This window comes from Rubrivirga sp. SAORIC476 (assembly GCF_002283555.1).
In the GTDB taxonomy this organism is placed as follows: Bacteria; Bacteroidota; Rhodothermia; order Rhodothermales; family Rubricoccaceae; genus Rubrivirga.
In genome coordinates this window covers 1,740,104-1,762,978 of the sequence record NZ_MVOI01000003.1, presented here as the reverse complement: position 1 = coordinate 1,762,978, position 22,875 = coordinate 1,740,104, and the positions used below count along the sequence as shown (strand labels likewise).

Here is a 22,875-nt window from a genome sequence, read left to right as displayed (position 1 = left end):
GGGCCGGGACTCGGTGTACCCTCCTACCCAGGCGCCCTTACCCGTCCCTTGCGAGTCCCTTACAGATCCGACAGCTTTCTCGGGTCCGCTCCTCTCGCGGTGTTCAGGCGGTCGGCAGGCGGAGCGTGAACACGGATCCCTGCCCGGGCACGCTCTCGGCCGTGAGGCTCCCCCCGTGCGCCTCGGCGACGGCGCGGGCGAGCCCGAGGCCGAGTCCGAGGCCGCGCTCGTGGCGCGTCCGCTCGGATCGGTAGAGCCGGTCGAACACGCGGGGGAGCTCAGACGAGTCGATCCCCACGCCCGTGTCGGCGACGGCGACCCACACTGCGGACGCGTCGTGACCGGCCGTGAGCGTCACGCGCCCCCCCGGCGGCGTGTACTTGATGGCGTTGTCGGCCAGGTTGGCGAGGGCGCGGCGGAGGCGCCGCTCGTCGCCCGAGACGGTCCCGGCCCCGCCGGTCTCCACCGTCAGCCCGACGCCCTTCTCGGACGCCGCTGTCTCGTAGAGGTCGACCACGCCCCGGGCGAGGGCGTCCAGCGAGACCGGCGTGAGGTCGAGGGCGAGCGTGCCCGCCTCCGCCTCGGCCGCCTCCATGACCGTGTCGAGCGTGCCCTCGGCGGCCTCCGTCGCCGCGATGACGCGGGCGAGCGCGGCCCGGTAGGCCTCGGGCTCGCGCTCGCGGGAGAGGGCCACCTCGGCCGTGCCCCGGACGGCCGTGAGCGGCGTTCGCAGGTCGTGCGCCACGTCATCGAGTGTGGACCCGAGCTGGACGACGAGCGCCTCGACGCGCCCCAGCGTCTGGTTGAACAGCGCGAACAGGTCGGCCAGTTCGCCCTCGGCCTCCGGTGACGTGACCCGCTGGCGGACGTCGCCGGTCGCCGTCATCGCTTCCAGCGCGCCGACGAGCCGGCGGACGGGGCGGAGCGCCCGGTTCGCCATGAACCACCCGCCCAGGAGCGCCAGCAGCACGAGCGGGACGGCGACGACGGGAAAGACGCGGGGGAGCGCCTCGAGCGTGTCCTCGCGCTCGTCCGAGCTCAGCCCGACCTGGAGCCGCCCGCCTGACGGAAGCCGTCGCGTGAGCACGTCGAGGGTCTGGCCCTCGCGCGCGTTCGCAATCTCGCGCGGGATCGGCGCCTCGGACGGGCCGTCGAGCACGCCGAAGTCGCTCTGCTGCCACGCGTCGGGCAGGACGAGGAGCCGGGCGGCGTTGTCGGCGTCGGCGATCCGGATCAGGACCTCCTCGCCCCGGTCGTCCTCTTGGAGCGCGGCGGCATAGCGGCGGACGCCATCGAGGCCGTCGCGGGCGTAGATCTGCTCGACCGCGCCGAGCTGGTCGCGGAGGTAGGCCGCGTCCTGGCGCACCAAGACGAGCCCGAGCGCGGCGTACGCGATCCCGAGCAGGACGCCCGCGCTGAGCGCGAAGAGGGCCGCGTAGCCGAGCGCCAGGCGGACGCCGAACGGCCGCCGCCGCCACGCCCGCACGACGCCGGGGCGCCCCGGCCGCGGGCGATCAGGGGGTGCGGAGGACATACCCGGCCCCACGGACGGTGTGCACGAGCGCGGGCTCGAACGGCTCGTCGAGCTTCTGCCGGAGCCGGTGAATCAGCACCTCGACCACGTTCGTGGTGGGGTTGAAGTCGAAGTCCCAGACACTCTGGTGGATGGCCGTCTTCGAGACGACACGCCCCGCGTTGCGGACCAGGAGTTCCAGTAGGGCGAACTCCCTTGGCTGGAGGTCGAGCGTCTCGCCCGCCCGCGTGGCCTGGTGCGCCAGCAAGTCGAGCGCGACCGGCCCGGCTACCAGTCGCGTCGGCTCGGCGGTCCCCGTGCTTCGGCGGACGAGCGCCTGCACGCGCGCCAACAGCTCGGCGAACGCGAACGGCTTGGTGAGGTAGTCGTCGCCCCCGGCCTGGAGGCCCGTCACGCGGTCGTCCACGGTCCGCTTCGCGGAGAGGATCAAGACGGGCGTCGCCACGCCAGATCCCCGCATCCGCTCGATGAGCCCCAGCCCGTCGAGGCGGGGGAGCATGAGGTCGACGACCGCCGCGTCGTACGGCTCGTTGACGGAGAGCGCGTAGGCGGCCTCTCCATCGGCGGCGTGGTCGACGGCGTAGCCGGCCTCGCGGAGGCCGGTCGTCACGAAGTCGGCGATGTGAGGGTCGTCCTCGACGACGAGCACGCGCATGGGACTAGAGGTCGAGTTGAGCGCGGAGGGTCACGAACGTCTCGGGCTCCGGGGCGCCTGCTACTCCGAACGGCTCGAACACGGTCCGCTCGGCCGTCAGTCCCAGGCGGGCCTGGGCGACGGGCGACCAGTGGACGGCGACCCCGACCGCGGTCGCACGCCGCGCGCTGGCCGTCGGGGCCAGCGGACCGGCGTCACGATCGAGCGTCAGGCCGTGGACGCGGGCCGAGACCTCCACGGCGCCCGGTCCGCCCTTCGTCACGGAGCGCTGCGGGATCGGCCGGCCGTCGCCCCGGGCGATACCCACGAGCACGACGGACGCCGCGGCCTGCCAGGCCCGGTGCGCGAGCACGGCGGGGCCGTCGGGTGCGTCGAGCCGGTGTCGCGCGAGCGCCCACTCGCCCAGAACGTGGAGCCGCCCGACGTTCAACGTGGCCTGGGGCAGCACGCGGAGACGCGCGCCGTCCGCCCGGACGCCGGGTGCGTACGCGAAGACCGCCCGTCCGCCCGGCGTCTCGTAGTCGTCGAGGGCGGACGCCTCGTCCGTGCCCCGCTCGGTCCCGGCGACGACGGCGAGCCCGAGGCCGAGGCGGACGCCCGTCGCTTCGGAGCCGACCGGGTAGCCGAACACGCGTGCTGCGCCGTCGAGCGTCGTGCTCCCGTCGTCGCCGTCCGCGCTTCCCCCGTCCGCGACGCCGTTGAACACGCCGACCTGGACCTCAGCGCGTGGGGTCTCCCAGGCCAGCATCGCGCCGAGGTCGCGGCGGGGCGAGAGCGCCGTCGGGAGCGCGCGCTCGGCGAAACGGAGGTCCGACGACGACCGGAGCGACTCGTACCCGGCGGGCGTCTTGAACTGGCCGACGCGTGCGGCCAGCGTGCGGCCGAGGTCGGCCTCGACGTAGCCGTCCTTCAACTCCACCTCGCCCTCTCCAAAGTCAGGCTCCAGGACCAGCCGGTACCGGTTGTCGACCTCGGCCGTGACCTCAATGCGGGCGCGGCGGAGGAGGACCCCCGGCGCCTCGCCCACAGGTCCACCGGGGAAGGCGCGGACGTCGGCGTGGACCTTCCCCTCGGCCGAGAGCACGACCGCGGGCGGAGCGGTCTGCGCCGAGACGGACACGACGAGGAGCGTGGAGACGAGGGCGAGGCGGCGGCGCACGACGGGGAGGAGACGTGAACCGGGCGTACGACCCCGGCCTTGCCCGGGCCTTGCCGTTGCCTTACAGTCGCGTAAGGGGGCGAGGCCGTGAACGTCCGACGGCGAGCGGGGACGGCACGTGCGCTACGTTCCTTGCCACCCACTGCTCCGCCCATGCGCGCTCTCCTCGCCCTCGCCCTCCTGCTCCCCGCTGCCTCGGCACAGCCATCGGCCGACCCGGCGGACGTGTCGACGATCGACGGCATCATCGCGGCCTACTACGAGGTCGTCTCCGGCCCGGCGGGCCAGCCGCGCGACTGGGCCCGAGACAGCACGCTCCACCATCCGGCCGCGCTCATCCTGATCCCCGGCACCGGGGCCGACGGCGAGACGACGCTCCAGGCGACGGACCTCGCGGGCTTCCACGCCCAGAGCAACAGTCTGGTCGAGGCGGGCTTCTTCGAGCACGAGATCGCGCGGCGGACCGAGCGGCACGGCGCCGTCGCCCACGTCTGGAGCACCTACGCGTGGCGGCAGACGGAGGACGGGCCCGTCGGCGGGCAGGGCGTCAACAGCATCCAACTGGCGCACGACGGCTCGCGCTGGTGGATCGTGTCGTGGATGTTCGACGGCCGCGCCGATGCGCCGCCGGTCCCCGAACCCTACCTGCCTGAGTGACCTCAGCGCGGGGCGAGCGCCCAGCCGCTCTCGCCCCGGCGCAGCATCCGGCCGACCGGCGTGTCCGAGGCCTCGCTGGCCCCGATGTCGACCGACCGCATCCCCTGCGCCGGGCCGTCCTCGGCGACGAACGCGCCCTCGTAGCTCACGAACTCGGCGACGCGGCCGTCTGGGCCAACGAGGGCGATCCCGTCGGGGTCGCCGTTCTGCAGGCCCGGCGTGTCGGTCCACCGTGTGCCCGAGGGGGGCAGGGTGCCCGAGAGCGAGACCGTGTCGTACACCCGCCCGCCGCTGCCGTTGACGAGCACCAGCCGCCAGCCGTCCAGCGCCGCGCCGGGCGGGCCGAAGACTTCGATCCCCTCGCCGGTGTCCTCGCCCGCGTTGTCGTAGTGGAAGGCCGAGATCCGCAGGTCGTCGGTCGATGACGTGGGAACGGGAGGCGCAGCGGGTGGAACCGGAGGGGGCGCCGACGTGACCGGGCCGCCGCCCCAGATCCGGTCTGCCAGGCGGGGGTCGCGGACGAACGGGTTCTCGGTGCCCTGGAGCGTCGCGATCCACGCGCTCCGGGCGCGCTCGGCGGCGTCGGGCGGATCGGCACGGTTCCAGGCCAGGAGGTCGGCCCGCATCGTCTCGAAAAAGCCCGCCTCGGCGCACTCGGGGTAGACGGCGGCGACGTAGAACACGGCCCGGGCGATGTCGCCCTTCTTCGACTCGGGCGGCTCGAAGCGGCCCTCCCCGCGCTCGGCCCACGCGCCGATGCCGGAGGTCGGCGGGCGCGACTGGCTGTCCGCGTCGCGATACCACGCGTCCGCCCGGTCGTCGCGAACCTCGCCGAAAGGCAGGTTGCCGCGAGACGAGTTGACGGACACGCGCGACGGGAAGAGGTGGTGGAGGTCGCTCTTGAGCGGCTCGGCGCGCGCGCCCCGCGACTGCGGCCAGACGTGCTCGGCGTTGATGTCGAGCGCCATCGCCTGGGTGGACTCGTCGCCCGGCCCGAGCGTCACGCAGAAGTTGGAGTAGACGCCGCACAGCGCACCGTACGTGTCCTGCTCGTAGGCGTAGAGCACGTCGCGGGCGCGCCCGTAGCCGAGCGTCTGGTCCGGCGAGAACTCGCGGTCGATCTCGGCCAGCAGGGCGGCCGCCTCTGACGCCGCGGCGGGCAGTGCGGACTCGTCCACGAACGGCCCCGCGGTCGAGGCGCCACCCTCGTCGAACGCCCCGGCCGTCGATACGCCGTCGCCCCCGCACGCGGAGAGCAGGAGACACAGGACCGCGAGCGACCCGCCACGGGCGATCGCCCTCGTCCCGCGTCCCTGGGCTCTGGTCTTCATCGTCTCACGTCTCCTCATCCACATAGGCCACGTGCCGGAAATAGGTCTGGTCCTCGAACGACGCACCCAGCGCGCCGACGCCGATGCCGAGCGACGACGCGAAGCCCGCGAATGCCATCACCTCCAGCGGACCGACGGAGTGTCCCAGCGATGCTGCCCAGCCGTCCAGGATCGCGCCGTCGAAGAAGAGCAACCGCAGGATGAGGGTGGCCCCGAAGAGGAGCGCCCACGTCGTGGTCATGCCCAGCCCGAGCGCGAGCAGGATCGAGGCCGACTGCACGACCTGCTGCTCGCTCCGCACCTGCCCGTGCCGCCGCGCTAGCAGCCCCTGCTTGCGCACGAGGTAGGCACTCGTCCCGGCCACGGCGACGATCGCGAGCCAGGCGACGTGCCAGAGCGGCTGCCGCGCGCCCAGATCCCACGCCTCCGCCGTGATCACGAGCACGATCAGCGTCGAGGCCGCGGCCGTGGTGAGCTTCGAGAGCTGGAAGGGGAAGCGCCACGGGCGGATCTGGAGCACCGTGTCGGCCACGTCGGACCAGTTGGCGAGCAGCGCGCGGAGGGTGAACGCGAGCGTGCCGAGGCGGGCGACCGACGACATCTCCTCCATGCGCGGGTCGGCCACGTCGGCCACCTCGGCCTCGATCTCGGAGCGGTTGGGCTCGGTGAACGACAGCGACGAGCGGTCGAGGTCGGCGGGCGACTGGGGCGGACACATCACGGCGTCCTCGCGGTCCTCGTGGTCGAGCCCGTTGAGGTGGCCGAAGGCATGGAGCGCGAGCGCCGCGAGCCGGCGGGCGAAGCGCTCCGTGCTCTCCTCGTCGGAGAGGAACGGGTTGCGGGCGCCGGGGTCGAGGCGGGCCAGCGAGAGCGCCGCGACGTCGAGCGCCTGCGAGGGCGTCGCGAGCGTAAACGGTCGGAAGCGGGCGCGCAGGTCGGCGCCGGTCACGACCAGCGCGAAGTCCCACCCCGCCACGCGCCGCTCGGTGGCGCCCGCGTCCAGCAGGTCCACCGGCTCGACCTCCTGGCCGCCCGCGTGCAGGTCCACCCGGCGGATGAGCGGGAACGACCACGCGAAGCCGGGAAGCTCCGCCCGGAGGGACTCCCGGAAGAGCGCCCGCGCCCGGACCAGCGCCGCATTCTGGCTGTCGTCCAGCGGCCCCGCCTGCACCCAGCCGACCACCACCGCAGGCACGTGCGGCGCGATGGGGACCGGCGGGGCGACCGCGTCGGGTGCGGGGAGGGGGGCGTCGCTCGTCTCTGGCATGGCCGCATGGTACGCCCCTGCGCCGACTACCTTCCGCGGGTTCACGACCGGTCCCGCCTCGGCACTGAGGCGGGCGGGCTCGGAGCCTTGAGGCATCCTGCAACCCGACGCGATGAATCGCGTCGCTACGATGCTCCCGATGATGCATCTTCGCCGACCACGGATCACCGACTCCTCCATGCGCCTCCTCGCTGTTCTCGCCCTCGCCCTGCCGCTGGCCGCCTCCGCGCAGGCGCCGCCGATCTCGGTGGAGGTCGAGCGCTTCCAACTCGACAACGGGCTCGACGTGATCCTCCATCGTGACGCCTCCGTGCCAGCGGTCACGGTCAACACGTGGTACCACGTCGGCAGTGGGCACGAGGCGCCGGGGCGGACCGGCTTCGCGCACCTCTTCGAGCACCTCATGTTCGAGGGCTCGGGGCACGTCCCCGAGGGCGCCATCGACACGTGGCTCGAAGAGGCGGGCGGCGGCGCCAACGGCTCCACCACCCGCGACCGCACCAACTACACCACCGACGCGGCGGCCAACGGCCTCGAACTGGCCCTCTACCTCGACGCCGACCGCATGGCCTCGCTCCTCGACGCCATGTCGCCCGAGAGCGTGGACGGGCAGCGCGACGTGGTCAAGAACGAGCGCCGCCAGAGCTACGAGAACCGGCCCTACGGCATGGCCTTCTCAGTCCTCGGCCAGACCCTCTACCCGCCCGGCCACCCCTACCACTGGCCCACCATCGGCTCGATGGACGACCTGACGGCTGCGAGCTTCCAGGACGTGGAGACCTTCTTTCAGACCTACTACACGCCCAACAACGCCAGCCTCGTCGTCGCGGGGGATATCGACCTGACGCAGGCGCGGGCGTGGGTCGAGCAGTGGTATGGTGCCATCCCGCGTGGCCCGGAGCCGCCCATCCAGCCCATCGCCACGCCCGTGCTGGAGCGCGAGCACCGCCTCGTGCTCGAAGATGCCGTCCAACTGCCGCGCCTCTACCTCGCGTGGCACGCCCCGGCCGCCTACGCCCCGGCGGACGCCGCCATGACGGGCCTCGCGGCGGTGCTCGCCGGGGGCAAGAACAGCCGCCTCTACCGTCGCCTCGTGTACGACATGGAGATCGCGCAGGACGTGGCGGCGTTCCAGGACGGCGACCTCCACAGCGGCACCTTCTACATCATCGCGACCGCGCGGCCAGGGCACTCGCTCGACGAGATCGACGCCGTGATCGCGGAGGAACTGGCGGCACTCCGCACCGAGGCGCCTGAGGCGCGCGAACTGCAGCGCGTCGTCAACGGCATCGAGGCATCCTTCCTGGACGGGCTGGAGACCATCGACGGCTTCGCGGGCAAGGCCGACCAGCTCAACGCCTACCTCTTCTTTACCGGCACGCCGGACTTCTTCGAGGAGGACCTCGCCCGCTTCCGTGCGCTCTCGCCCCGGGACCTCTCGGACGCCGCGATGACGTTCCTCGCCGACCGCCGCGTGGCGCTCTCCATCGTCCCCGAGGGAGCGCCCGAGCTGGCGCTGACCGGCTCGGAGACGGCCGTTCCGCTGTTCTAGCCTCGCCCGCCTCGGCCCCGAGGCGGGCCACCCCGACCCGACCCTTCCGATCCGACTTCGACCGATGCGCGCCCTCTTCCTCGCCGTCCTCTTCGCCGGGGCCACCGCGGCGCCCGCCGCCCAGCCGACCGCGCCCGACTGGGGCACCCGCCCGGCGCTGGCCGAGGCGCCCGTGTTCGTGCCGCCCGTCGCCGAGACCCGTGCCCTGTCGAACGGGCTCCGGGTGCTGTTCGTCGAGAAGCCGGGCGTGCCGCTGGCGCAGGTCAACCTGCTCGTGCGCGCGGGCTCCGTGGACGACGGCGCGCAGGACGGTCTCGCGAGCCTCACGGCCGACCTGATGGACGAGGGGGCGGGCGACCTCGACGCCCTGGCCCTGGCCGACGCCATCGACTTCTTGGGCATCGGCCTGAGCGCCGGGGCCGGGCTGCACAGCCTGCAGGTCCGTCTCCACACGCCGCTCTCGAAGCTCGACGACGCCCTCGCGCTGATGGCCGATGTCGCGCTCCGGCCGACGTTCGCACAGGCGGATCTGGACCGCGTCCGCACGAGCCGGGTGACGGCGCTGGAGCAGCGGCGCGACGAAGCCCGCTCCATCGCCTCGGTGGCGTTCGACCGGGCCGTCTTCGGGCCGGACCACCCGTACGGGCGCTCCGGCGACGGCACGCCCGCCAGCCTGGCGGACCTCTCGCGGGACGATCTCGCCGCCTTCCACGACCGGGCGTTCGAGCCCGACAATGCTGCCCTGGTGGTGGTCGGCGCGCTGACGTGGGAGGCGGCCGAGCCCCGGCTGGAGGCGGCGTTCGGCAGCGAGGCGTGGCCTGCGAGGCAGGGCGCGGCCTCGGCCATGGGCATCGCCGAGCCGGCGCAGGTCGGCCCGCGGGCGATCACGTTCGTCGACAAGCCCGGCGCGGCGCAGTCGGTGATCCGCATCGGGCGCATCGGCGCAGCGCGGTCCACACCCGATTACGAGGCGCTCCTCGTCCTCAACACGATCCTGGGGGGCAGCTTCACGAGCCGCCTCAACCAGAACCTCCGCGAGCGCAACGGCTACAGCTACGGCGCCCGCTCGTCGTTCGACTTCCGGACGGTCTCGGGCCCCTTCCTCGCCTACGCCGACGTGCAGACGGACGTGACGGCGCCCGCCCTCACCGAGTTCGTCCACGAGCTGACCGCCATCCGCGAGCCCGTCCCGGCCGACGAACTGGCGAAGGCGCGCGACAACCTCGCGCTGTCGTTCCCCGAGCCGTTCGCCACCGTCGCGGGCACGGCGGCGATGGTCGGCGCGCTGTGGCTGGACGGGCTCCCGCCCGACACCTACGCCACCTACGCCACGGCCGTCCGCGCCGTCACGGCCGACGACCTCGCCCGCGTCGCAGCCCGCTACATCGACCCGGACCGGATGGCGATCGTCGTCGTCGGCGACTGGTCGGTCGTGGGCGACGAGGTCCAGGCTCTCGGCCTCGGTCCTGTCGAGGTGCTGTCCGTCGAGGACGTGCTGGGCCCGATGCCGTAGGGACGGATCGCGTCCGCTCGTCCACCCGCCTCGGGCACCTCAGCGAGGGGGGCGGAGCCGCACAAAAAAGCGCGGGGCGCGACTCGAAAGCCGCGCCCCGCGCCGGGTCCTTCCCCAAGGACGATCGTTAGCGCGTCACGGTCATACGGCCGGTGAGCGCCTCGGTGCCCGCCTGGAGGCGGTACACGTAGGTGCCGGAGGCGAGCGCGCCCGCGTCGAGGCGGACCTCGTGGCGGCCCTCCGCGAGCTGGCCGTCGGCGAGGATGGCGACCTCACGGCCGAGCAGGTCGTAGACCGCGAGACGGGTCGGGCCGGCCTGGGCCAGCGTGAACGCGATCCGCGTGGCACCCGCCGTCGGGTTGGGCGCGGCGCCCTCCAATTCGAGGCCGGACTCGGCGGCCGTGGCCAGCGCGGGGACGCCCGGCAGCACGCTCTCGCCGTCTCCGGCGGAGGCGGCCGACGGGTCGGCGCTGTCGTAGAGGCCGAACAGGCGCACGGCGGCGACGGCGTAGTCGGCGCGGGTCACCGTGGTGGCTGGGCCGAACGTCGCCGTGACGGTCGGCTCCAGGTCGAACGGACCCTGCGTGATGCCGAACTGGGCGTTGAGCAGGCCCGCGTCGAGGGCGAGCTGGACGTAGCCCCGGAGGTCGGCCGGGATGGCGTCCGAGTCGGTCAGCGGGACCCGCTCGCCGTTGAACGTCGCCGAGACGGTGCCGCTGTAGCCGGACGCGACCTCGTGGAGGCCGAGCGCGGCGACGAGCGAGGTTGCCAGCTCGGCGCGGGTCACGGTGCCCGCGGCGTCGAAGGCGCCGTTCCGCAGGCGGATGAGCCCCGGGGCGCTGCCGCGCAGATCCTTGAGCGCCGCGCCCTGCGCCGTGACGGCCTCGGCGAACGGGCGGAGGTCGCCGGTGGCGTCGGCGAAGGCCGGGACGGCGCCCGGCGTGGCCTGGCGGACGCCCGTGCCCATCACGAGGTAGTCGGCCAGGTCGGCCCGCGTCAGCGGGGCGTCCGGCGCGAAGCCCGACGCAGTGGCGCCGTCGGCCAGGCGCTCGATGATGGCCGTCTCGATGAAGCCGCGCGCCGGGTGGCCCGCGATGTCGCCGAGGCCGGCGAAGCCGCCCGTCTCCACGAGCGTGATCCGCGCGGTGACGGTGCCGGGGACGGCGTAGCCGTTCGTCACGCCCAGCGGGTCCACGTCCTGGCCCGACAAGCCGCCGATGCCAGACACCGAGTAGGTCCACGTGCCAGCCTCGCCGGGGGCGGAGACGGACGCGATCTCACCGAGGACGGGCAACGTGATGCCCGAGCCGTACCGCTTGCCGCTCGGCGAGGTCAGCACGATCGCGACGGTGTTCTCGGACACCTGCGCGCGGGCCTTTACAATCGCCACATCCGCACCGACCTCGAAGGGGACCGTCTCCGGCTCGCCGACGGGCACGAAGAAGACGCTCGCGTCGAACGAGGCGCCCTCGACCAGGATGGCGTTGGCGTCGAACGTCCGGAAGCCGTTGACGGTGGCGAGGCTGCCGACCGGCTGGCCCAGCACGTGGGCGACCGCGGCGTGCGCGTTGACGTAGCCAGCGCCGGTCTCCCAGCTCTCGCGACCCGGCATGTTGGTCGCCGTCGTCTGCAGGATCCGGCGGACGTCGTACACGTCGAGCGTCGGGTCGGCCTCCAGCATCAGGGCGACGATGCCGGAGACGTGCGGGCAGGCCATCGACGTGCCGCTGAGCGACGCGTAGAACGGCGCGAAGCCGGGCTCGATGTCGGTCGCAGGCTCCGTGGTGCCCGCCGAGGCCCGCGCTGAGACCACGTCCACGCCGGGCGCGACGACGGTCGGGCGGTCGGACCACTCGAAGGTCTCGCCGCCCACGACGACGGTGCCGCCGTTGTCCTTGAGGCCGCGGCTGGAGAAGCTGGCCAGCGCGCCCAGGTCGTCACCGGCGCCGACCATCACGACCCAGGGGGCCTTCTTGAAGTTGCCCGTCACCGTGCTCTCGCCCGGCCCGGAGTTGCCCGCCGAGAAGACGACGATCACGCCGCGATCGGCGAGCGCCTTCGTCGCCACGTTGGTCGGGTCGTTGGGGTCGAAGTCGGTCCCGATGTCGCCCGTGTTGCCGAACGAGTTCGAGATGACGCGGATGTTGTACTGGAACTGGTGGGTGAGGGCGTAATCGAAGCCGCCGATCGTGTCCAGGATGAACAGCCCGGCGCCCGAGCCGTAGCCGATGATGTCGGCCCCGGGGGCGACGCCCTCGTACGTGCCGGCGCTCTGCGCACCGTTCCCGCCGATGATGCCCGCGACGTGCGTGCCGTGGCCGCCGCCGATGTCGGTGTTGGCCACGCCCTCGGTGTAGGTCACCGGGAGGAGGTCGGAGAGCGAGTGCAAGTTGGTCTGCGCGAGCACGTTCTGGACGACGTGGTCCGGGTACTTGATGTCCGGGTGCGTCCCGTCGATGCCCGAGTCGTTGACCAGCACGCCGATGCCGCGGCCAGAGTACGGCATCCCGAGCGCGTTCCGGAGGCTGGCGTCCGTCCGCAGGCGGTCGACGCCGGTGAGGGCCGTCGGGCCGTCGTTCTCGTACTGGAGCGCGTCGTTGTGCCAGACGGAGCGCACGCCCGGCAGGCCGACGATCTGGCTGATCTGGGCCGGGGTGGCAACCACACCCGCGATGGGCAGGTTGTTCATCAGCACGCCGCCCAGCCCGAGGCCGCTCAGCGCGGCGCGTTGCTGGACCGTCAGCGGGCCCTCGCCCTCGAACGTCACGATGACCTCCAGAAGGTCGGCGGGGGCGGCGACCGAGAGCGCGTTCTGGAGCGACCGCCCGAGCTGCTGCGCGTTGGCGGCGGTCGCCAGCGCGACGACGGCCAGGGTGAGGAAGAGGGCGCGGCCCAGACGGCGGGCGCGGGAGTAGAGAGAGTCCATCGGGGTGAGCGTGTGGGAGGCGAGAGGGAGTGAGCCCAAGAACCAGGGTCTCGGGCCCGCCGACCATCGGTCAACCCGACCGCTCTCGCGTCGGAGCCCGACCACGCGCCACCGTGGGGGATGTCCTACAGTCGTAGCACGTTGGCCGACGCCGCCCGCCACCCTGTCCGCCTCGGCGGACTCGTGGATGGCCGCACCGGCTAGATTCGCTTTGCCCCCTGGGCTGATTCGATTTCGTCTCTCTCCTCTCCGACGCCATGCCGCACGATGTCTTCGTCAGCCACGCCTCTGCTGACAAAGAAGCCGCGGCGGTGGTCGTCTCCGGCCTCGAGTCGGCGGGCGTCCGGTGCTGGGTCGCGCCGCGAGATGTCCCGGTCGGGGCCAACTACCAGGGGGCCATCGTCCGAGCCGTTCGAGACGCCGGCCTCCTCGTTCTCATCTACTCGGCCCGTGCGGACGCCTCCCGCCATGTGCTCCGCGAACTCCAACTCGCCGACGACTCGGGCAAGGCCGTCCTGCCTCTGCGGATCGAGGACGCGCCGATGGGAGACGACATGGCGTATTACCTCGGGACGCCCCACTGGCTCGACGCGCTTAGCGCTCCTCTGGCGCCGCACGTGGACCGGCTCGCGCGAGCCGTCCAGAAGCGTCTCGGTCTGCAGGGGCCCCGCGAGGTGCCTCCTGTGTCGGAGCCGCCCCCCGGTGCCTCTCTGGTCGCGCAGGCGGAGACAGCCTTCCGACTGCGTCAGGACACGGAGGCCGAGCGGCTCTGGAGACGCGCGGCCGACATGGGAAACCCGGAGGCTCAGACTCGCCTTGGAGACTTGTACTACAGCCGGTTCGCGGAGCGGGACCCCTTCGCGTACCTCGAAGACCCGACAGCTCCGGAGCGAAGCGCCCAACTCGCCATCGAGTCCGTCCGCTGGTACGAGAAGGCCGTCGCGCAAGGAGACGTCGTGGCGATGTGCAATGTGGCTGCTGTCTACCGCGACTCCGACTACTGCAGGTACAAGCGCGACGATGCAGTGGGAGGCGACGAGGCGGCAGCGGCGATGTACGCCGAGGCCTGCAATCGTGGGAGCATGGACGGGTGCTTTCGCCTCGCGACGATGTACCTGACCGGCGTCCGGCAGTGGGAGAACCCGAGCGAGGCCGAGCGTCTCCTGCGAGTAGGCGCTGAGCAGGGGCACGAGCCATCCAGGAAGCAGCTGACGAGCCTCTACCTGGACGGGGTGTTCGGAGTGGACCCGCGACCGGCGATGGCCCTCCCCTACCTCACGGCGACGGCCGAGACGGGCGACGTCGAGGCTCAATGGCAACTGGCACACCTGTACGAGACGGGCTACGGGATGTCGGTTGACCTTGAGGCAGCGGCGCGGTGGTACGAGAAGGCCGCGAGCCGGGGAGATGCGTCCGCCCAGTACGCCCTGGGTCGGCTGGCGGAAGCCGGTCAAGGCACCTCCCGTGACCTCGAAAAGGCGCGCGAGCTGTTCCGCCTGGCAGCGGGTCAGGGCCACGAGAAGGCGGTGGCGGCTTGCGCGCGGCTCGGCGGCTGAGCCGGTCGGCCTGCCTCTCCCTGGAGAGGAACGGAGGTCCGCCTCGGCGCCGAGGTGGCGGAGGTTGGGTTTTCGTGGCGGCTCCGCCGCGCACGGCGCTACCATCCGAGCCCCCCCGTGCTCTGCCATGCGATTCAGCGTCTGCATCAACCAGGTCCCCGACGTCGCCGCGCCGTCCCAGGTGCGCGACGGCCAGCTCATCCTCGACGCCGGACGCGTCGTGCTCGACGCCTACGCGGCCTCGGCCGTCGAGGCCGCGCTCGTGCTCCAGGAAGCTCACGGCGGAGAGGTCGAGGTCGTGCTGGTCGGGCCCGCCAAGGCCTCCGAGACCATCCGCAAGGCCCTCGCGATGGGCGCCGACACCGGCGTCCACCTGCTCGTGGCGGACGACGCGGCGCTCGACTCAGGTACCGTCACGGCGCTCCTGGCCGACCACCTCCGGGACGCCACGCCCGACGTGGTGCTCCTCGGCAAGCAGTCCCAGGACACCGACGCCGGACTCGTGGGCGGGATGCTCGCCGAGGCGCTCGGACGGCCCTATGCGACCAACGCTGTCGCGCTGGCTCAGGAGGGCGACGCGCTCGTGGTGACGCGCCAGGGCGACCGCGGGCAGGAGGTGATCCACCTCCCCGCGCCGTGCCTGGTGACGTGCTCGAACGACATGAACGACCCGCGCATCCCGAAGCTCAAGAACATCATGGCGTCGAAGAAGAAGCCGGTCGAGACGCGTGAGGTGATGCCCGGAGCGCCCGCGCTGCGGACCGTGGCCTACGAGATGCCGCCCGCCCGCGAGCCCGGCCGCACGATCCCCGGCGAGCCCGCCGACGCCGCCCGCGACCTCGTCCGCCTCCTCGCCGACGAGGCCCGCGCGATCTAACCCGTCGTGCGTGGGACGTCGGTTCGTGGGATTCCCACGTCCCACGCTCCACGTTCTACGCCCCTGCCCCATGCCCTCCATCCTGACCTTCCTCCCCGTCGCCGACGGGCAGCCGAGCCGGACCGGCCTCGAAGCCCTCGCGCGTGCCCGCCAGATCGCGACCGCCCAGGGCTGGACCTGCGCCGCCGTGGCGCTCGCGCCCGACGCCACCGCCGTCGCCGAGACGCTCGGCCGCTACGGCGCCGAGACCGTCTACGCCGTCTCCGACCCCGCCTTCGCGGAGCCGCTCAACGCGCCCGTCGTCGAGGCGCTGGCGACCGTGATCGCGGAGGCCGGGCCGTCGGTCGTCGTCTTCCCGTCGAGCGAGGGCGTCAAGGACGCGCTCGGGGCGCTCGCCCAGCGGCTCTCCGCGCCGACGCTGCCCGACGTGGCGGCGTTCGACGTGGCCGGCTCCACCGTCGAGGCGGTGCGCCCGGTGATGGCGGCCAAGTTCCGCGCCCGCGTCCAGGCGGACCTCGCCGACGGCACGCCGGTGCTGGTGTCGCTCCGCGCCGGGTCGGCCACGGCTGAGGAGGCGCCGGTGACGCCCGAGGTGATCGAGGTCGCGCTGGCGATGGATGCGGGCTCGCTCCGGCAGACGCTGCGCGAGATCGTCAAGGCCGCCGGCGGGGCGGTCGACCTGAGCGAGGCCCAGGTCGTCGTGGCCGCGGGCCGCGGCGTCCGCGACGAGGCGAGCAAGGCGCTCGTCGAGGAGCTCGCCGACGTGCTCGGCGCGGCGATCGGCGCCAGCCGCGCGGTCGTGGAGCTCGGCCTGTTCCCGCCGGAGGCGCAGATCGGGCAGACCGGCAAGGTGGTCGCGCCCGACCTCTACGTCGCCGTCGGCATCTCGGGCGCCATCCAGCACGTCGCCGGCATGACGGGCAGCCGCACCATCGTCGCCATCAACAAGGACGCCGACGCGCCCATCTTCGACGTGGCGACCTACGGCATCGTGGGCGACCTGACCCAGGTGCTGCCGCCGCTGATCGCGGCACTCCGCGAAGCGAAGGCGGCCTAGGCCAGCGGGAAAGGCCAGTGTGTGGGGGCCAGTCGCCAGTGGCACGCGACTCCCTCTGCCTCGGCGCCGAGGCGGAGGGAAAGCGCTTCCGGGTGTTCGGCGACGGTAACTTTCGGCCCCCCGCGATCGCCCCCGACGGCCCGACATGGACGACGACGACCTCTTCGACTGCATCATCGTCGGCGGCGGCATCGCTGGGCTCTCGGCCGCGATGACGCTGGCGCGCGGCGGTGCCAAGTTTTTGCTCGCCGAGCGTGGCGAGTGGAGCGGCGCCAAGAACGTCTCCGGCGGCGTCCTCTGGGGCACCGACCTGAACCGGCTCGTCCCCGAGTACTGGACCGAGGAGGACGGCGGCTGGGAGCGGTTCGTCAACCACCGGCGCCTCTCGCTGATGGACCCCGGCGCGTCGTTCTCGCTCGACTTCAAGAGCGACCACTTCGACACGCCGCCCTACACCGGCGTCACCGTCCTGCGCTCGCGCTTCGACGCGTGGCTGGCCGGCAAGGTGGACGAGGCCATCGCCGAGAGCCCGCACCCGGACGAGTCGTTCCTGGCGACCGACGTGCTCGTCGAGCGCATCCTGCTCGACGACGCCGGGCGGGCCGTCGGCATCCAGGCGGGCGGCGAGGACTTCCACGCCCGGTGCGTGATCCTGGCCGAGGGCGTCAACAACCTGCTCACGCGGCAGGTCGGGCTGGAGAAGGACTACGTCCCGGCCGACCACGTGGCGGTCGGCGTCAAGGAGGTCATCCGCCTGGGGCGCGAGACCGTCGAGGACCGCTTCCAACTCCGCGGCCGGAGCGGGCTCACCAACGAGTTCGTCGGCGCGGCGACCGACGGCATCGACGGCGGCGGCTTCTTGTACACGAACCTGGAGAGCCTGTCCGTGGGCCTGGTGATCGGCATGAAGGCGCTCCGCGAGTCCGGGCGGACGCCCTACGACCTGCTCAACCAGTTCAAGGCCCACCCCGCCGTGGCTGACATGGTGCGCGGCGGCGAGGTCGTCGAGTACAGCGCGAAGGTGGTCTCGACGGGCGATATCCGCGGCGTGCCCAAAGACCTGACGATGGACGGGCTGATGATCGCCGGCGAGGCCGCCCACCTCGTCCTCAACGCGGGCCGCGCCATCCAGGGCATGGACTACGCCATGCGGACCGGCATCCTGTCGGCCGAGACGGCGCTCGCCGCCGTCGCCGCGGGCGACACCTCGAAGGCCGGGCTCTCCGGCTACCGGGACGCGCTCGACGCCAGCTACGTGATGCAGGACATGACCGGCTTCCAGAACGCCGTCCACCTGCTCCACTCGCCCCACATGACCGGCGCGCTCCCGCGCATGGCCTGCGACTTCGGCCGGGAGTTCTTCACCGTCGACAACCGCCCCACGCGCAAGGCGACCGCCATCCTGCGCGACGTCCGCAAGAAGCACATCGGCCTGCTGGACTTCCTCAAGCTCGGCGCGAAAGCCGGGCGGAGTCTCTAAACCCACACCTTGTCATCCTGAGTGGAGGCCGCAGGCCGGAATCGAAGGATCTCTGCCGGGCACACCGCTCCATTCGCGCTTGTGTCGTCGATCCAAGACACCGTCCCACCAGAGATCCTTCGACTCGCTCCGCTCGCTCAGGATGACACGAGTGAGCCCTGTGCTCCCTCATACTTCTCGCTCCGATGACGCCCGATCCGACCGCCAGTCCCGTCCACCCCGTCGAGACCCTCAGCCTCGCCGAGCGGCTGGGCCGCGTCGCGTACCGCAACCAGGGCCGCAGCGAGGCCGAGCCCCACATCGTGGTCGACACCGCGATCTGCAACTCGGTCTGCCCGCACAAGTGCACGACCTACGTGTGCCCGGCCAACTGCTACACCCTCGACGAGATGCAGCAGGTGCACTTCCAGTTCGAGGACTGCATCGAGTGCGGCACGTGCCTCTACGCCTGCGACCAGGGCGCCGTCGCCTGGTCCTACCCCGACCCCGAGGCGGGCCGAGGCGTCAACTGGCAGCGTGGCTGACCCCTCGGGCCACGTGCCTACCTTCCTCCACTGACTCAAAACTGAACCCCGACCGACATGGCCAAGCAGCCCTTCAACCTCGACGACGCCTTCCTTTTCGAGTCCATGCTCGGTGAGGAGGAGCGCCTCATCATGGAGTCCGCCCGGGAGTACGCGCAGGCGAGCCTGGAGCCGCGCGCGCTGGAGGGCAACCAGGACGAGGTGTTCCACCCCGAGATCCCGCAGGAGATGGGCGAGATGGGCCTGCTCGGCATCACCTGTGCCGAGGAGCACGGCGGCGCGGGCGCCAGCGCGACCGCCTACGGGCTCGTGGCCCGCGAGCTGGAGCGCGTCGACTCGGCGTACCGCTCGTTCGCCTCCGTGCAGTCGTCGCTGGTGATGTACCCCATCGAGACGTTCGGCACCGAGGAGCAGAAGCAGCGCTTCCTGCCCAAGCTGGCGACCGCCGAGATGATCGGCTGCTTCGGCCTCACCGAGCCCGACCACGGCTCCGACCCCGGCTCGATGGTCACGACGGCCCTCCGTGCCGACGGCGGCTGGGTGCTCAACGGCGCCAAGATGTGGATCACCAACTCGCCCGTGGCGGACGTGGCGGTGGTCTGGGCCAAGGCCAAGGAGACGCGCGACGACCCCGGCGTCATCCGCGGCTTCCTGGTCGAGAAGGGCATGGAGGGCTTCTCGGCGCCCAAGACGCACAACAAGATGTCGCTCCGCGCGAGCATCACCGGCGAGATCGTGCTGGAGGACTGCTTCGTGCCCGAGGCCAACGTCTTCCCCGAGATCCGCGGGCTGAAGGGACCGTTCATGTGCCTCAACAGCGCCCGCTACGGCATCGCCTGGGGCGCCGTCGGCGCGGCCGAGGACTGCTTCCAGCGCGCCCGCCAGTACGTGATGGAGCGGAAGCAGTTCGGCCACGCCCTCGGCTCGATGCAGCTCGTCCAGACCAAGCTGGCCAACATGCTCACCGACATCACCCAGATGCAGCTCCTCGCGTGGCGCCTGGGCACCCTCAAGGACGAGGGCCGCCTGCACCCGTCGATGGTGTCGCTGGCCAAGCGCGCCAACGTCGGCAAGGCGCTGGAGATCGCGCGCGTGGCGCGCGACATGATGGGCGGCAACGGCATCACGGGCGAGTACCGCGTGATCCACCACATGGTCAACCTGGAGTCGGTCAACACCTACGAGGGGACCTACGACATCCACGGCCTGATCCTGGGCCGCGAGCTGACGGGCATCCAGGCGTTCACGCCGCTGGGCAACGACCTGCCCTCGGGCGACGGCGCGGCCACGGCCCCGCCGCAGGTGGCCAAGGAGGTCGGCTCGAACTGACCCCGCCCGCCTCGGTGTCTCTGCGGAGGTGCCGAGGCAGAGCGTCTCGCGCCCCGTCGGCTTCGGTCGGCGGGGCGCCGTCGTGTCTGGGGACTACCGCATCACCCGCCCGCCCTGCACCACGCGCCGGACCTGCCGCAACGCCGCCATGTCCACCGACGGGTCGCCCTCCACCACCACCAGGTCGGCCAGCATCCCGACGCGGACCGACCCGATCCGGTCCTCCAGCCGCAGCATGGCCGCATTGCCGCTGGTCGCGGCCCGCAGCACGTCGAGCGGCGCCATGCCGTAGCCCACCATCAGCTCCGCCTCGACGGCCTGGTCGCCGTGGTCGAACACGCCCACGTCCGAGCCGACGCACATCGGGACGCCCGCGGCCAGCGCGGCGGTGAACTGCCGCCGCTTGACGGCGATGCGGCCGGGCGCGGGGTCTGAGCCGTCCCACCCCTGGTAGCGCGAGATCGCGTCGACGGCACCCAGCGTCGGGCAGAGCCAGGTGCCGCGCCTTGCCATCTCGGCCCACACCTCCGGCGTCCCGGCGTCGCCGTGCTCGATGGAGCGGACGCCCGCGCGGACGGCCCGCAGCATCCCCTCGGCCGTGCTCGCGTGCGCCACCACGTCGCGCCCTGACGACGCAGCGGTCTCGACGACGGTCCGGATCTCCTCCTCCGAGAACGTCGGCCGGGCCTCGCCGTTGGGGCCCCAGCGGTAGTCGGCGTAGAGCTTCACCCAGTCGGCCCCGCCGCCGATCTGCTCGCGCGTGACGCGGACGAGGTCGGCGCCGTCGGCCTCCTGGGCGCCCAGCGGCACCTCCATGTCGGGGCGGAAGCCCTTGGGTCCGTACGAGCCGGTCGCCACGATGGCGGGCCCGGCTACCAGGAGCCGCGGACCCGGAATGACGCCCTTGTCGATGGCATCGCGCAGGCCCACGTCGGCGTAGCCCGCGCCCTCGGAGCCCAGGTCGCGCGTCGTCGTCCAGCCCGCCATCAGCCCCGCCTCGGCGTGGACAACCCCCCGCGCGACGCGCTCGGCGACGGACTCGTTGAGCACCTGCTCGGTCCAGCCGGTCTCGTCGTACGGGTGGAGGAGCAGGTGGCTGTGGCCCTCGATCAGGCCCGGCAGCAGCGTCGTGCCGGGCATCTCCATCGTCTGCGCGCCGCGCACGTCGCCCAGCGTGCCGGGCGGCCCGACCGCCGCGATCGTGTCGGCGCGCACGAGGACCGCCCATCCCTCGTGCATCGCCTCGCCGTCGAACACGCGGTCGGGGACGAGCAGCAGGCCCCGCTCCTGCGCCGAGGCGGGCAGGGCGAGCAGAAGGAGGGCGGCAGCGAGGAGGCGCATCGGGGCGTGGAAGGGGGCGCAGACAGGGTACCCGTTCGCGGTCGGATCTGCACGACGAGATCCCCGGTGCGGGGGAGGTGGTGCCGGTCTCGGGGCGGTCACCTTGCGGCCCCTCTCTCCCCGTCCCCGATGCGCCTGGTTCTCTGTCTCGCCGCCTTGCTCCTGGCCCCGTCGGCCGCTGCCCAGGGCGTCATGGTCGACTACGGCATCGGCGAGGCGGGCAACCTCGCCGACCTCACCAACCCGTTCACCGGCGACGACGGCGCCTCGCATGGGCGCCACGAGTCCATCTCGCTGCTGCTCGGCGTCCCGATGGACAGCGGGACGGCGGGCATCCGCATCGACTACACGCGCGTGACGGACGACAGCACCGGCGACGTGCAGCAGTTCCCGGGGCTCTTCCTCTACGCGGTCGGTGCGCCCCGCGACGGCAAGAACCTCGACCTCGTGTTCATGGGTGACATCGGCTACGGCATGTACAACCGCGAGGCGCTGACGTGGCTGGCGTGGCTGCCGACGGTCGGCGTCGGGGTAGGGCCGGCCGTCAACGTCGGGCCGATCCAGGGGACGGTCCTCTTGGGCGGGCAGCTCACGTCCATCGGGCAGGGGCTGGCGATCTACCTGCGCGGCGTCGTGACGGTGCGCTGAGCCGAGGCGTAGGGGCCGGCGGGAGTACGTTGGGGCTTCTCCAGCCCGCTTTCTGATGACTCTCACCTTCTGGGGCGCTGCCCAGACCGTCACCGGCTCTCTCCACTTCCTGGAACTGGACGACGCCGGGCCGGGTGGCCGGCCGACGCGTCTCTTCCTCGACTGCGGCCTCTTCCAGGGCCGCCGCTCCGAGTCGCGCGCGCGCAACCAGGACTGGCCCTGCGAGCCGTCCACCGTCGACGCCGTCCTGCTGTCGCACGCCCACATCGACCACGCGGGCCTGCTGCCCAAGCTCTACCGCGACGGCTTCCGGGGGACCGTCTATGCGACCCACGCGACCGTCGACCTGTGCGGGCTGATGCTGCGTGACAGCGCCTACATCCAGGAGAAGGACGCCGAGTTCTTCAACCGCAAGATCCGCGACAAAGGGGAGCCCGAGGTCGAGCCGCTCTACGACATGGCCGACGCCGAGGGCGTAATGGGCCTGTTCCACGGCGTCCCGTACGACCGCACGTTCCAGGTGCCCGGCGGCATCGACGTGGTCTACCGCGACGCGGGCCACATCCTGGGCTCGGCGTCGATGACGCTGGACCTGCCCGGCGGCAAGCGCCTCGGCTTCACCGGCGACCTCGGCAACCCCGGCCGCCCCATCCTGCGCGACCCGACCCCGATGCCGCCGGTCGACTGGCTGATCTGCGAGAGCACGTACGGCGGCAAGACGCACGAGCCGGCCGACCTGACCAAGGACCGCCTCGCGGCCATCGTCACGGAGACCGCCGCCCGGGGCGGGCGCGTCGTCATCCCCGCCTTCGCCGTCGGGCGGACCCAGGAGATCGTTCACACCCTCGACCAGCTGTGGAACGCGGACCGCCTGCCCGCCATCCCGGTCTTCGTCGACAGCCCGCTGGCGGTCAACGCGACGGCGGTCTTTCAGACGCACCCCGAGTGCTACGACGCCGACCTGCTGGCGTACCTGATGACCGACCCGAGCCCGTTCGGCTTCGAGCGGCTGGAGTACGTCCGCGAGGCGAAGCGGTCGAAGGAGTTGAACGGGCTGCGCGTGCCGTTCGTGGTGATCTCGGCGAGCGGGATGTGCGAGGCGGGGCGCATCCTCCACCACCTGCGCAACACCATCGAGGACGACAAGAACACCGTGCTGATTGTCGGCTACCAGGCCGAGCACACGCTGGGGCGGCGCATCGTGGAGCGGCGTGACACGGTCAAGATCTTCGGCCGCCCGCACACGCTCCGCGCCCGCGTCGAGGTCATGAACACGTTCTCGGCCCACGCCGACGAGCCTGGCCTCGTGCACTTCGTCGGCTCCCTCGACCGGGACCGGTTGAAGACCGTCTTTCTCGTCCACGGTGACCCGGACCGCCAAGCCCTCCTCATCGACGCCTTCGCCGAGGCGGGCCTCGCGGCCGACGTGGAGGCGCCCGCGCGCGGCGACGGCGTCACGCTGTAGCGGC

Annotated in this window: 18 protein-coding genes; 11 read left to right on the top strand and 7 right to left on the bottom strand. The window is 72.4% G+C overall.

Annotated elements, in window-relative coordinates:
* Positions 1–103: 103 nt before the first annotated feature.
* From B1759_RS09140 to B1759_RS09130, 3 genes are read right to left on the bottom strand one after another with little or no spacing between them, the layout of a single operon-like run.
* Positions 104–1,534 carry an ATP-binding protein gene (locus B1759_RS09140; protein ID WP_143537326.1) on the bottom strand — a complete coding sequence of 477 codons (1,431 nt, stop codon included), beginning with the start codon at positions 1,532–1,534 and terminating at the stop codon, positions 104–106.
* The gene (locus B1759_RS09135) at positions 1,515–2,189 is read right to left on the bottom strand and encodes a response regulator transcription factor (RefSeq protein WP_095514701.1); all 675 of its coding nucleotides are present in this window, start codon (positions 2,187–2,189) and stop codon (positions 1,515–1,517) included. Before B1759_RS09135 ends, B1759_RS09140 begins: the two co-directional genes overlap by 20 nt.
* Positions 2,190–2,193: 4 nt before the next feature.
* Positions 2,194–3,348 (bottom strand): porin, encoded by a 1,155-nt coding sequence (locus B1759_RS09130; protein WP_095514700.1) that lies wholly within the window; start codon positions 3,346–3,348, stop codon positions 2,194–2,196.
* A 153-nt stretch (positions 3,349–3,501) separates the two neighbouring features.
* Between B1759_RS09130 and B1759_RS09125 the strand changes: the two genes are divergently transcribed.
* Positions 3,502–4,005, top strand: a complete 504-nt coding sequence (locus B1759_RS09125; RefSeq protein WP_095514699.1) for a hypothetical protein — start codon at positions 3,502–3,504, stop codon at positions 4,003–4,005.
* Positions 4,006–4,007: 2 nt separating this feature from the next.
* Here B1759_RS09125 and B1759_RS09120 read toward each other — a convergent pair whose 3' ends face one another.
* Both B1759_RS09120 and B1759_RS19255 read right to left on the bottom strand, forming a co-directional pair.
* Complete coding sequence (locus B1759_RS09120; RefSeq protein WP_143537325.1) at positions 4,008–5,336, bottom strand: endonuclease; 1,329 nt, start codon at positions 5,334–5,336, stop codon at positions 4,008–4,010.
* A 4-nt stretch (positions 5,337–5,340) separates the two neighbouring features.
* Positions 5,341–6,699, bottom strand: a complete 1,359-nt coding sequence (locus B1759_RS19255; RefSeq protein ID WP_158225189.1) for a DUF2391 domain-containing protein — start codon at positions 6,697–6,699, stop codon at positions 5,341–5,343.
* Positions 6,700–6,781: 82 nt separating this feature from the next.
* Here B1759_RS19255 and B1759_RS09110 point away from each other — a divergent pair, with 82 nt between their 5' ends.
* Both B1759_RS09110 and B1759_RS09105 read left to right on the top strand, forming a co-directional pair.
* Complete coding sequence (locus B1759_RS09110) at positions 6,782–8,155, top strand: pitrilysin family protein (RefSeq protein WP_158225188.1); 1,374 nt, start codon at positions 6,782–6,784, stop codon at positions 8,153–8,155.
* Between the two features lie 64 nt (positions 8,156–8,219).
* Positions 8,220–9,668, top strand: coding sequence for a pitrilysin family protein (locus B1759_RS09105; RefSeq protein WP_095514695.1), 1,449 nt, complete (start codon positions 8,220–8,222; stop codon positions 9,666–9,668).
* A gap of 127 nt (positions 9,669–9,795) precedes the next feature.
* Here the strand turns inward: B1759_RS09105 and B1759_RS09100 are convergent, their stop codons facing one another.
* Positions 9,796–12,594, bottom strand: coding sequence for a S8 family serine peptidase (locus B1759_RS09100; RefSeq protein WP_143537323.1), 2,799 nt, complete (start codon positions 12,592–12,594; stop codon positions 9,796–9,798).
* A 257-nt stretch (positions 12,595–12,851) separates the two neighbouring features.
* Here B1759_RS09100 and B1759_RS09095 point away from each other — a divergent pair, with 257 nt between their 5' ends.
* The 6 genes from B1759_RS09095 (at position 12,852) to B1759_RS09070 (ending at position 19,417) form a co-directional block, all read left to right on the top strand.
* The gene (locus B1759_RS09095) at positions 12,852–14,150 is read left to right on the top strand and encodes a toll/interleukin-1 receptor domain-containing protein (protein WP_095514694.1); all 1,299 of its coding nucleotides are present in this window, start codon (positions 12,852–12,854) and stop codon (positions 14,148–14,150) included.
* 127 nt (positions 14,151–14,277) lie between these two features.
* Positions 14,278–15,027, top strand: coding sequence for an electron transfer flavoprotein subunit alpha (locus tag B1759_RS09090; protein ID WP_095514693.1), 750 nt, complete (start codon positions 14,278–14,280; stop codon positions 15,025–15,027).
* 70 nt (positions 15,028–15,097) lie between these two features.
* Complete coding sequence (locus B1759_RS09085) at positions 15,098–16,084, top strand: electron transfer flavoprotein subunit alpha/FixB family protein (protein WP_095514692.1); 987 nt, start codon at positions 15,098–15,100, stop codon at positions 16,082–16,084.
* A gap of 145 nt (positions 16,085–16,229) precedes the next feature.
* Positions 16,230–17,564 carry an FAD-dependent oxidoreductase gene (locus B1759_RS09080; RefSeq protein ID WP_095514691.1) on the top strand — a complete coding sequence of 445 codons (1,335 nt, stop codon included), beginning with the start codon at positions 16,230–16,232 and terminating at the stop codon, positions 17,562–17,564.
* A 185-nt stretch (positions 17,565–17,749) separates the two neighbouring features.
* Positions 17,750–18,088: a ferredoxin family protein gene (locus B1759_RS09075; protein WP_095514690.1), complete on the top strand. Its 339-nt coding sequence runs from the start codon at positions 17,750–17,752 to the stop codon at positions 18,086–18,088.
* Positions 18,089–18,145: 57 nt separating this feature from the next.
* Complete coding sequence (locus B1759_RS09070) at positions 18,146–19,417, top strand: acyl-CoA dehydrogenase (protein ID WP_095514689.1); 1,272 nt, start codon at positions 18,146–18,148, stop codon at positions 19,415–19,417.
* Positions 19,418–19,510: 93 nt separating this feature from the next.
* Here B1759_RS09070 and B1759_RS09065 read toward each other — a convergent pair whose 3' ends face one another.
* Positions 19,511–20,758 carry an amidohydrolase family protein gene (locus B1759_RS09065; protein ID WP_095514688.1) on the bottom strand — a complete coding sequence of 416 codons (1,248 nt, stop codon included), beginning with the start codon at positions 20,756–20,758 and terminating at the stop codon, positions 19,511–19,513.
* Between the two features lie 129 nt (positions 20,759–20,887).
* Between B1759_RS09065 and B1759_RS09060 the strand changes: the two genes are divergently transcribed.
* Entirely contained in the window at positions 20,888–21,406 is a 519-nt protein-coding gene (locus tag B1759_RS09060) for a hypothetical protein (RefSeq protein ID WP_095514687.1), read from the top strand.
* A 55-nt stretch (positions 21,407–21,461) separates the two neighbouring features.
* Positions 21,462–22,871, top strand: a complete 1,410-nt coding sequence (locus B1759_RS09055; protein ID WP_095514686.1) for an MBL fold metallo-hydrolase — start codon at positions 21,462–21,464, stop codon at positions 22,869–22,871.
* Positions 22,872–22,875 lie beyond the last annotated feature (4 nt).

Excerpts from the sequence above, each read along its gene's own strand:
- B1759_RS09140 (WP_143537326.1), bottom strand. The coding sequence starts at position 1,534 with ATGTCCTCCGCACCCCCTGATCGCCCGCGGCCGGGGCGCCCCGGCGTC.
- B1759_RS09135 (WP_095514701.1), bottom strand. The coding sequence starts at position 2,189 with ATGCGCGTGCTCGTCGTCGAGGACGACCCTCACATCGCCGACTTCGTG.
- B1759_RS09125 (WP_095514699.1), top strand. The coding sequence starts at position 3,502 with ATGCGCGCTCTCCTCGCCCTCGCCCTCCTGCTCCCCGCTGCCTCGGCA.
- B1759_RS09120 (WP_143537325.1), bottom strand. The coding sequence starts at position 5,336 with ATGAAGACCAGAGCCCAGGGACGCGGGACGAGGGCGATCGCCCGTGGC.
- B1759_RS19255 (WP_158225189.1), bottom strand. The coding sequence starts at position 6,699 with ATGCCTCAAGGCTCCGAGCCCGCCCGCCTCAGTGCCGAGGCGGGACCG.
- B1759_RS09110 (WP_158225188.1), top strand. The coding sequence starts at position 6,782 with ATGCGCCTCCTCGCTGTTCTCGCCCTCGCCCTGCCGCTGGCCGCCTCC.
- B1759_RS09105 (WP_095514695.1), top strand. The coding sequence starts at position 8,220 with ATGCGCGCCCTCTTCCTCGCCGTCCTCTTCGCCGGGGCCACCGCGGCG.
- B1759_RS09100 (WP_143537323.1), bottom strand. The coding sequence starts at position 12,594 with ATGGACTCTCTCTACTCCCGCGCCCGCCGTCTGGGCCGCGCCCTCTTC.
- B1759_RS09095 (WP_095514694.1), top strand. The coding sequence starts at position 12,852 with ATGCCGCACGATGTCTTCGTCAGCCACGCCTCTGCTGACAAAGAAGCC.
- B1759_RS09090 (WP_095514693.1), top strand. The coding sequence starts at position 14,278 with ATGCGATTCAGCGTCTGCATCAACCAGGTCCCCGACGTCGCCGCGCCG.
- B1759_RS09085 (WP_095514692.1), top strand. The coding sequence starts at position 15,098 with ATGCCCTCCATCCTGACCTTCCTCCCCGTCGCCGACGGGCAGCCGAGC.
- B1759_RS09080 (WP_095514691.1), top strand. The coding sequence starts at position 16,230 with ATGGACGACGACGACCTCTTCGACTGCATCATCGTCGGCGGCGGCATC.
- B1759_RS09075 (WP_095514690.1), top strand. The coding sequence starts at position 17,750 with ATGACGCCCGATCCGACCGCCAGTCCCGTCCACCCCGTCGAGACCCTC.
- B1759_RS09070 (WP_095514689.1), top strand. The coding sequence starts at position 18,146 with ATGGCCAAGCAGCCCTTCAACCTCGACGACGCCTTCCTTTTCGAGTCC.
- B1759_RS09065 (WP_095514688.1), bottom strand. The coding sequence starts at position 20,758 with ATGCGCCTCCTCGCTGCCGCCCTCCTTCTGCTCGCCCTGCCCGCCTCG.
- B1759_RS09060 (WP_095514687.1), top strand. The coding sequence starts at position 20,888 with ATGCGCCTGGTTCTCTGTCTCGCCGCCTTGCTCCTGGCCCCGTCGGCC.
- B1759_RS09055 (WP_095514686.1), top strand. The coding sequence starts at position 21,462 with ATGACTCTCACCTTCTGGGGCGCTGCCCAGACCGTCACCGGCTCTCTC.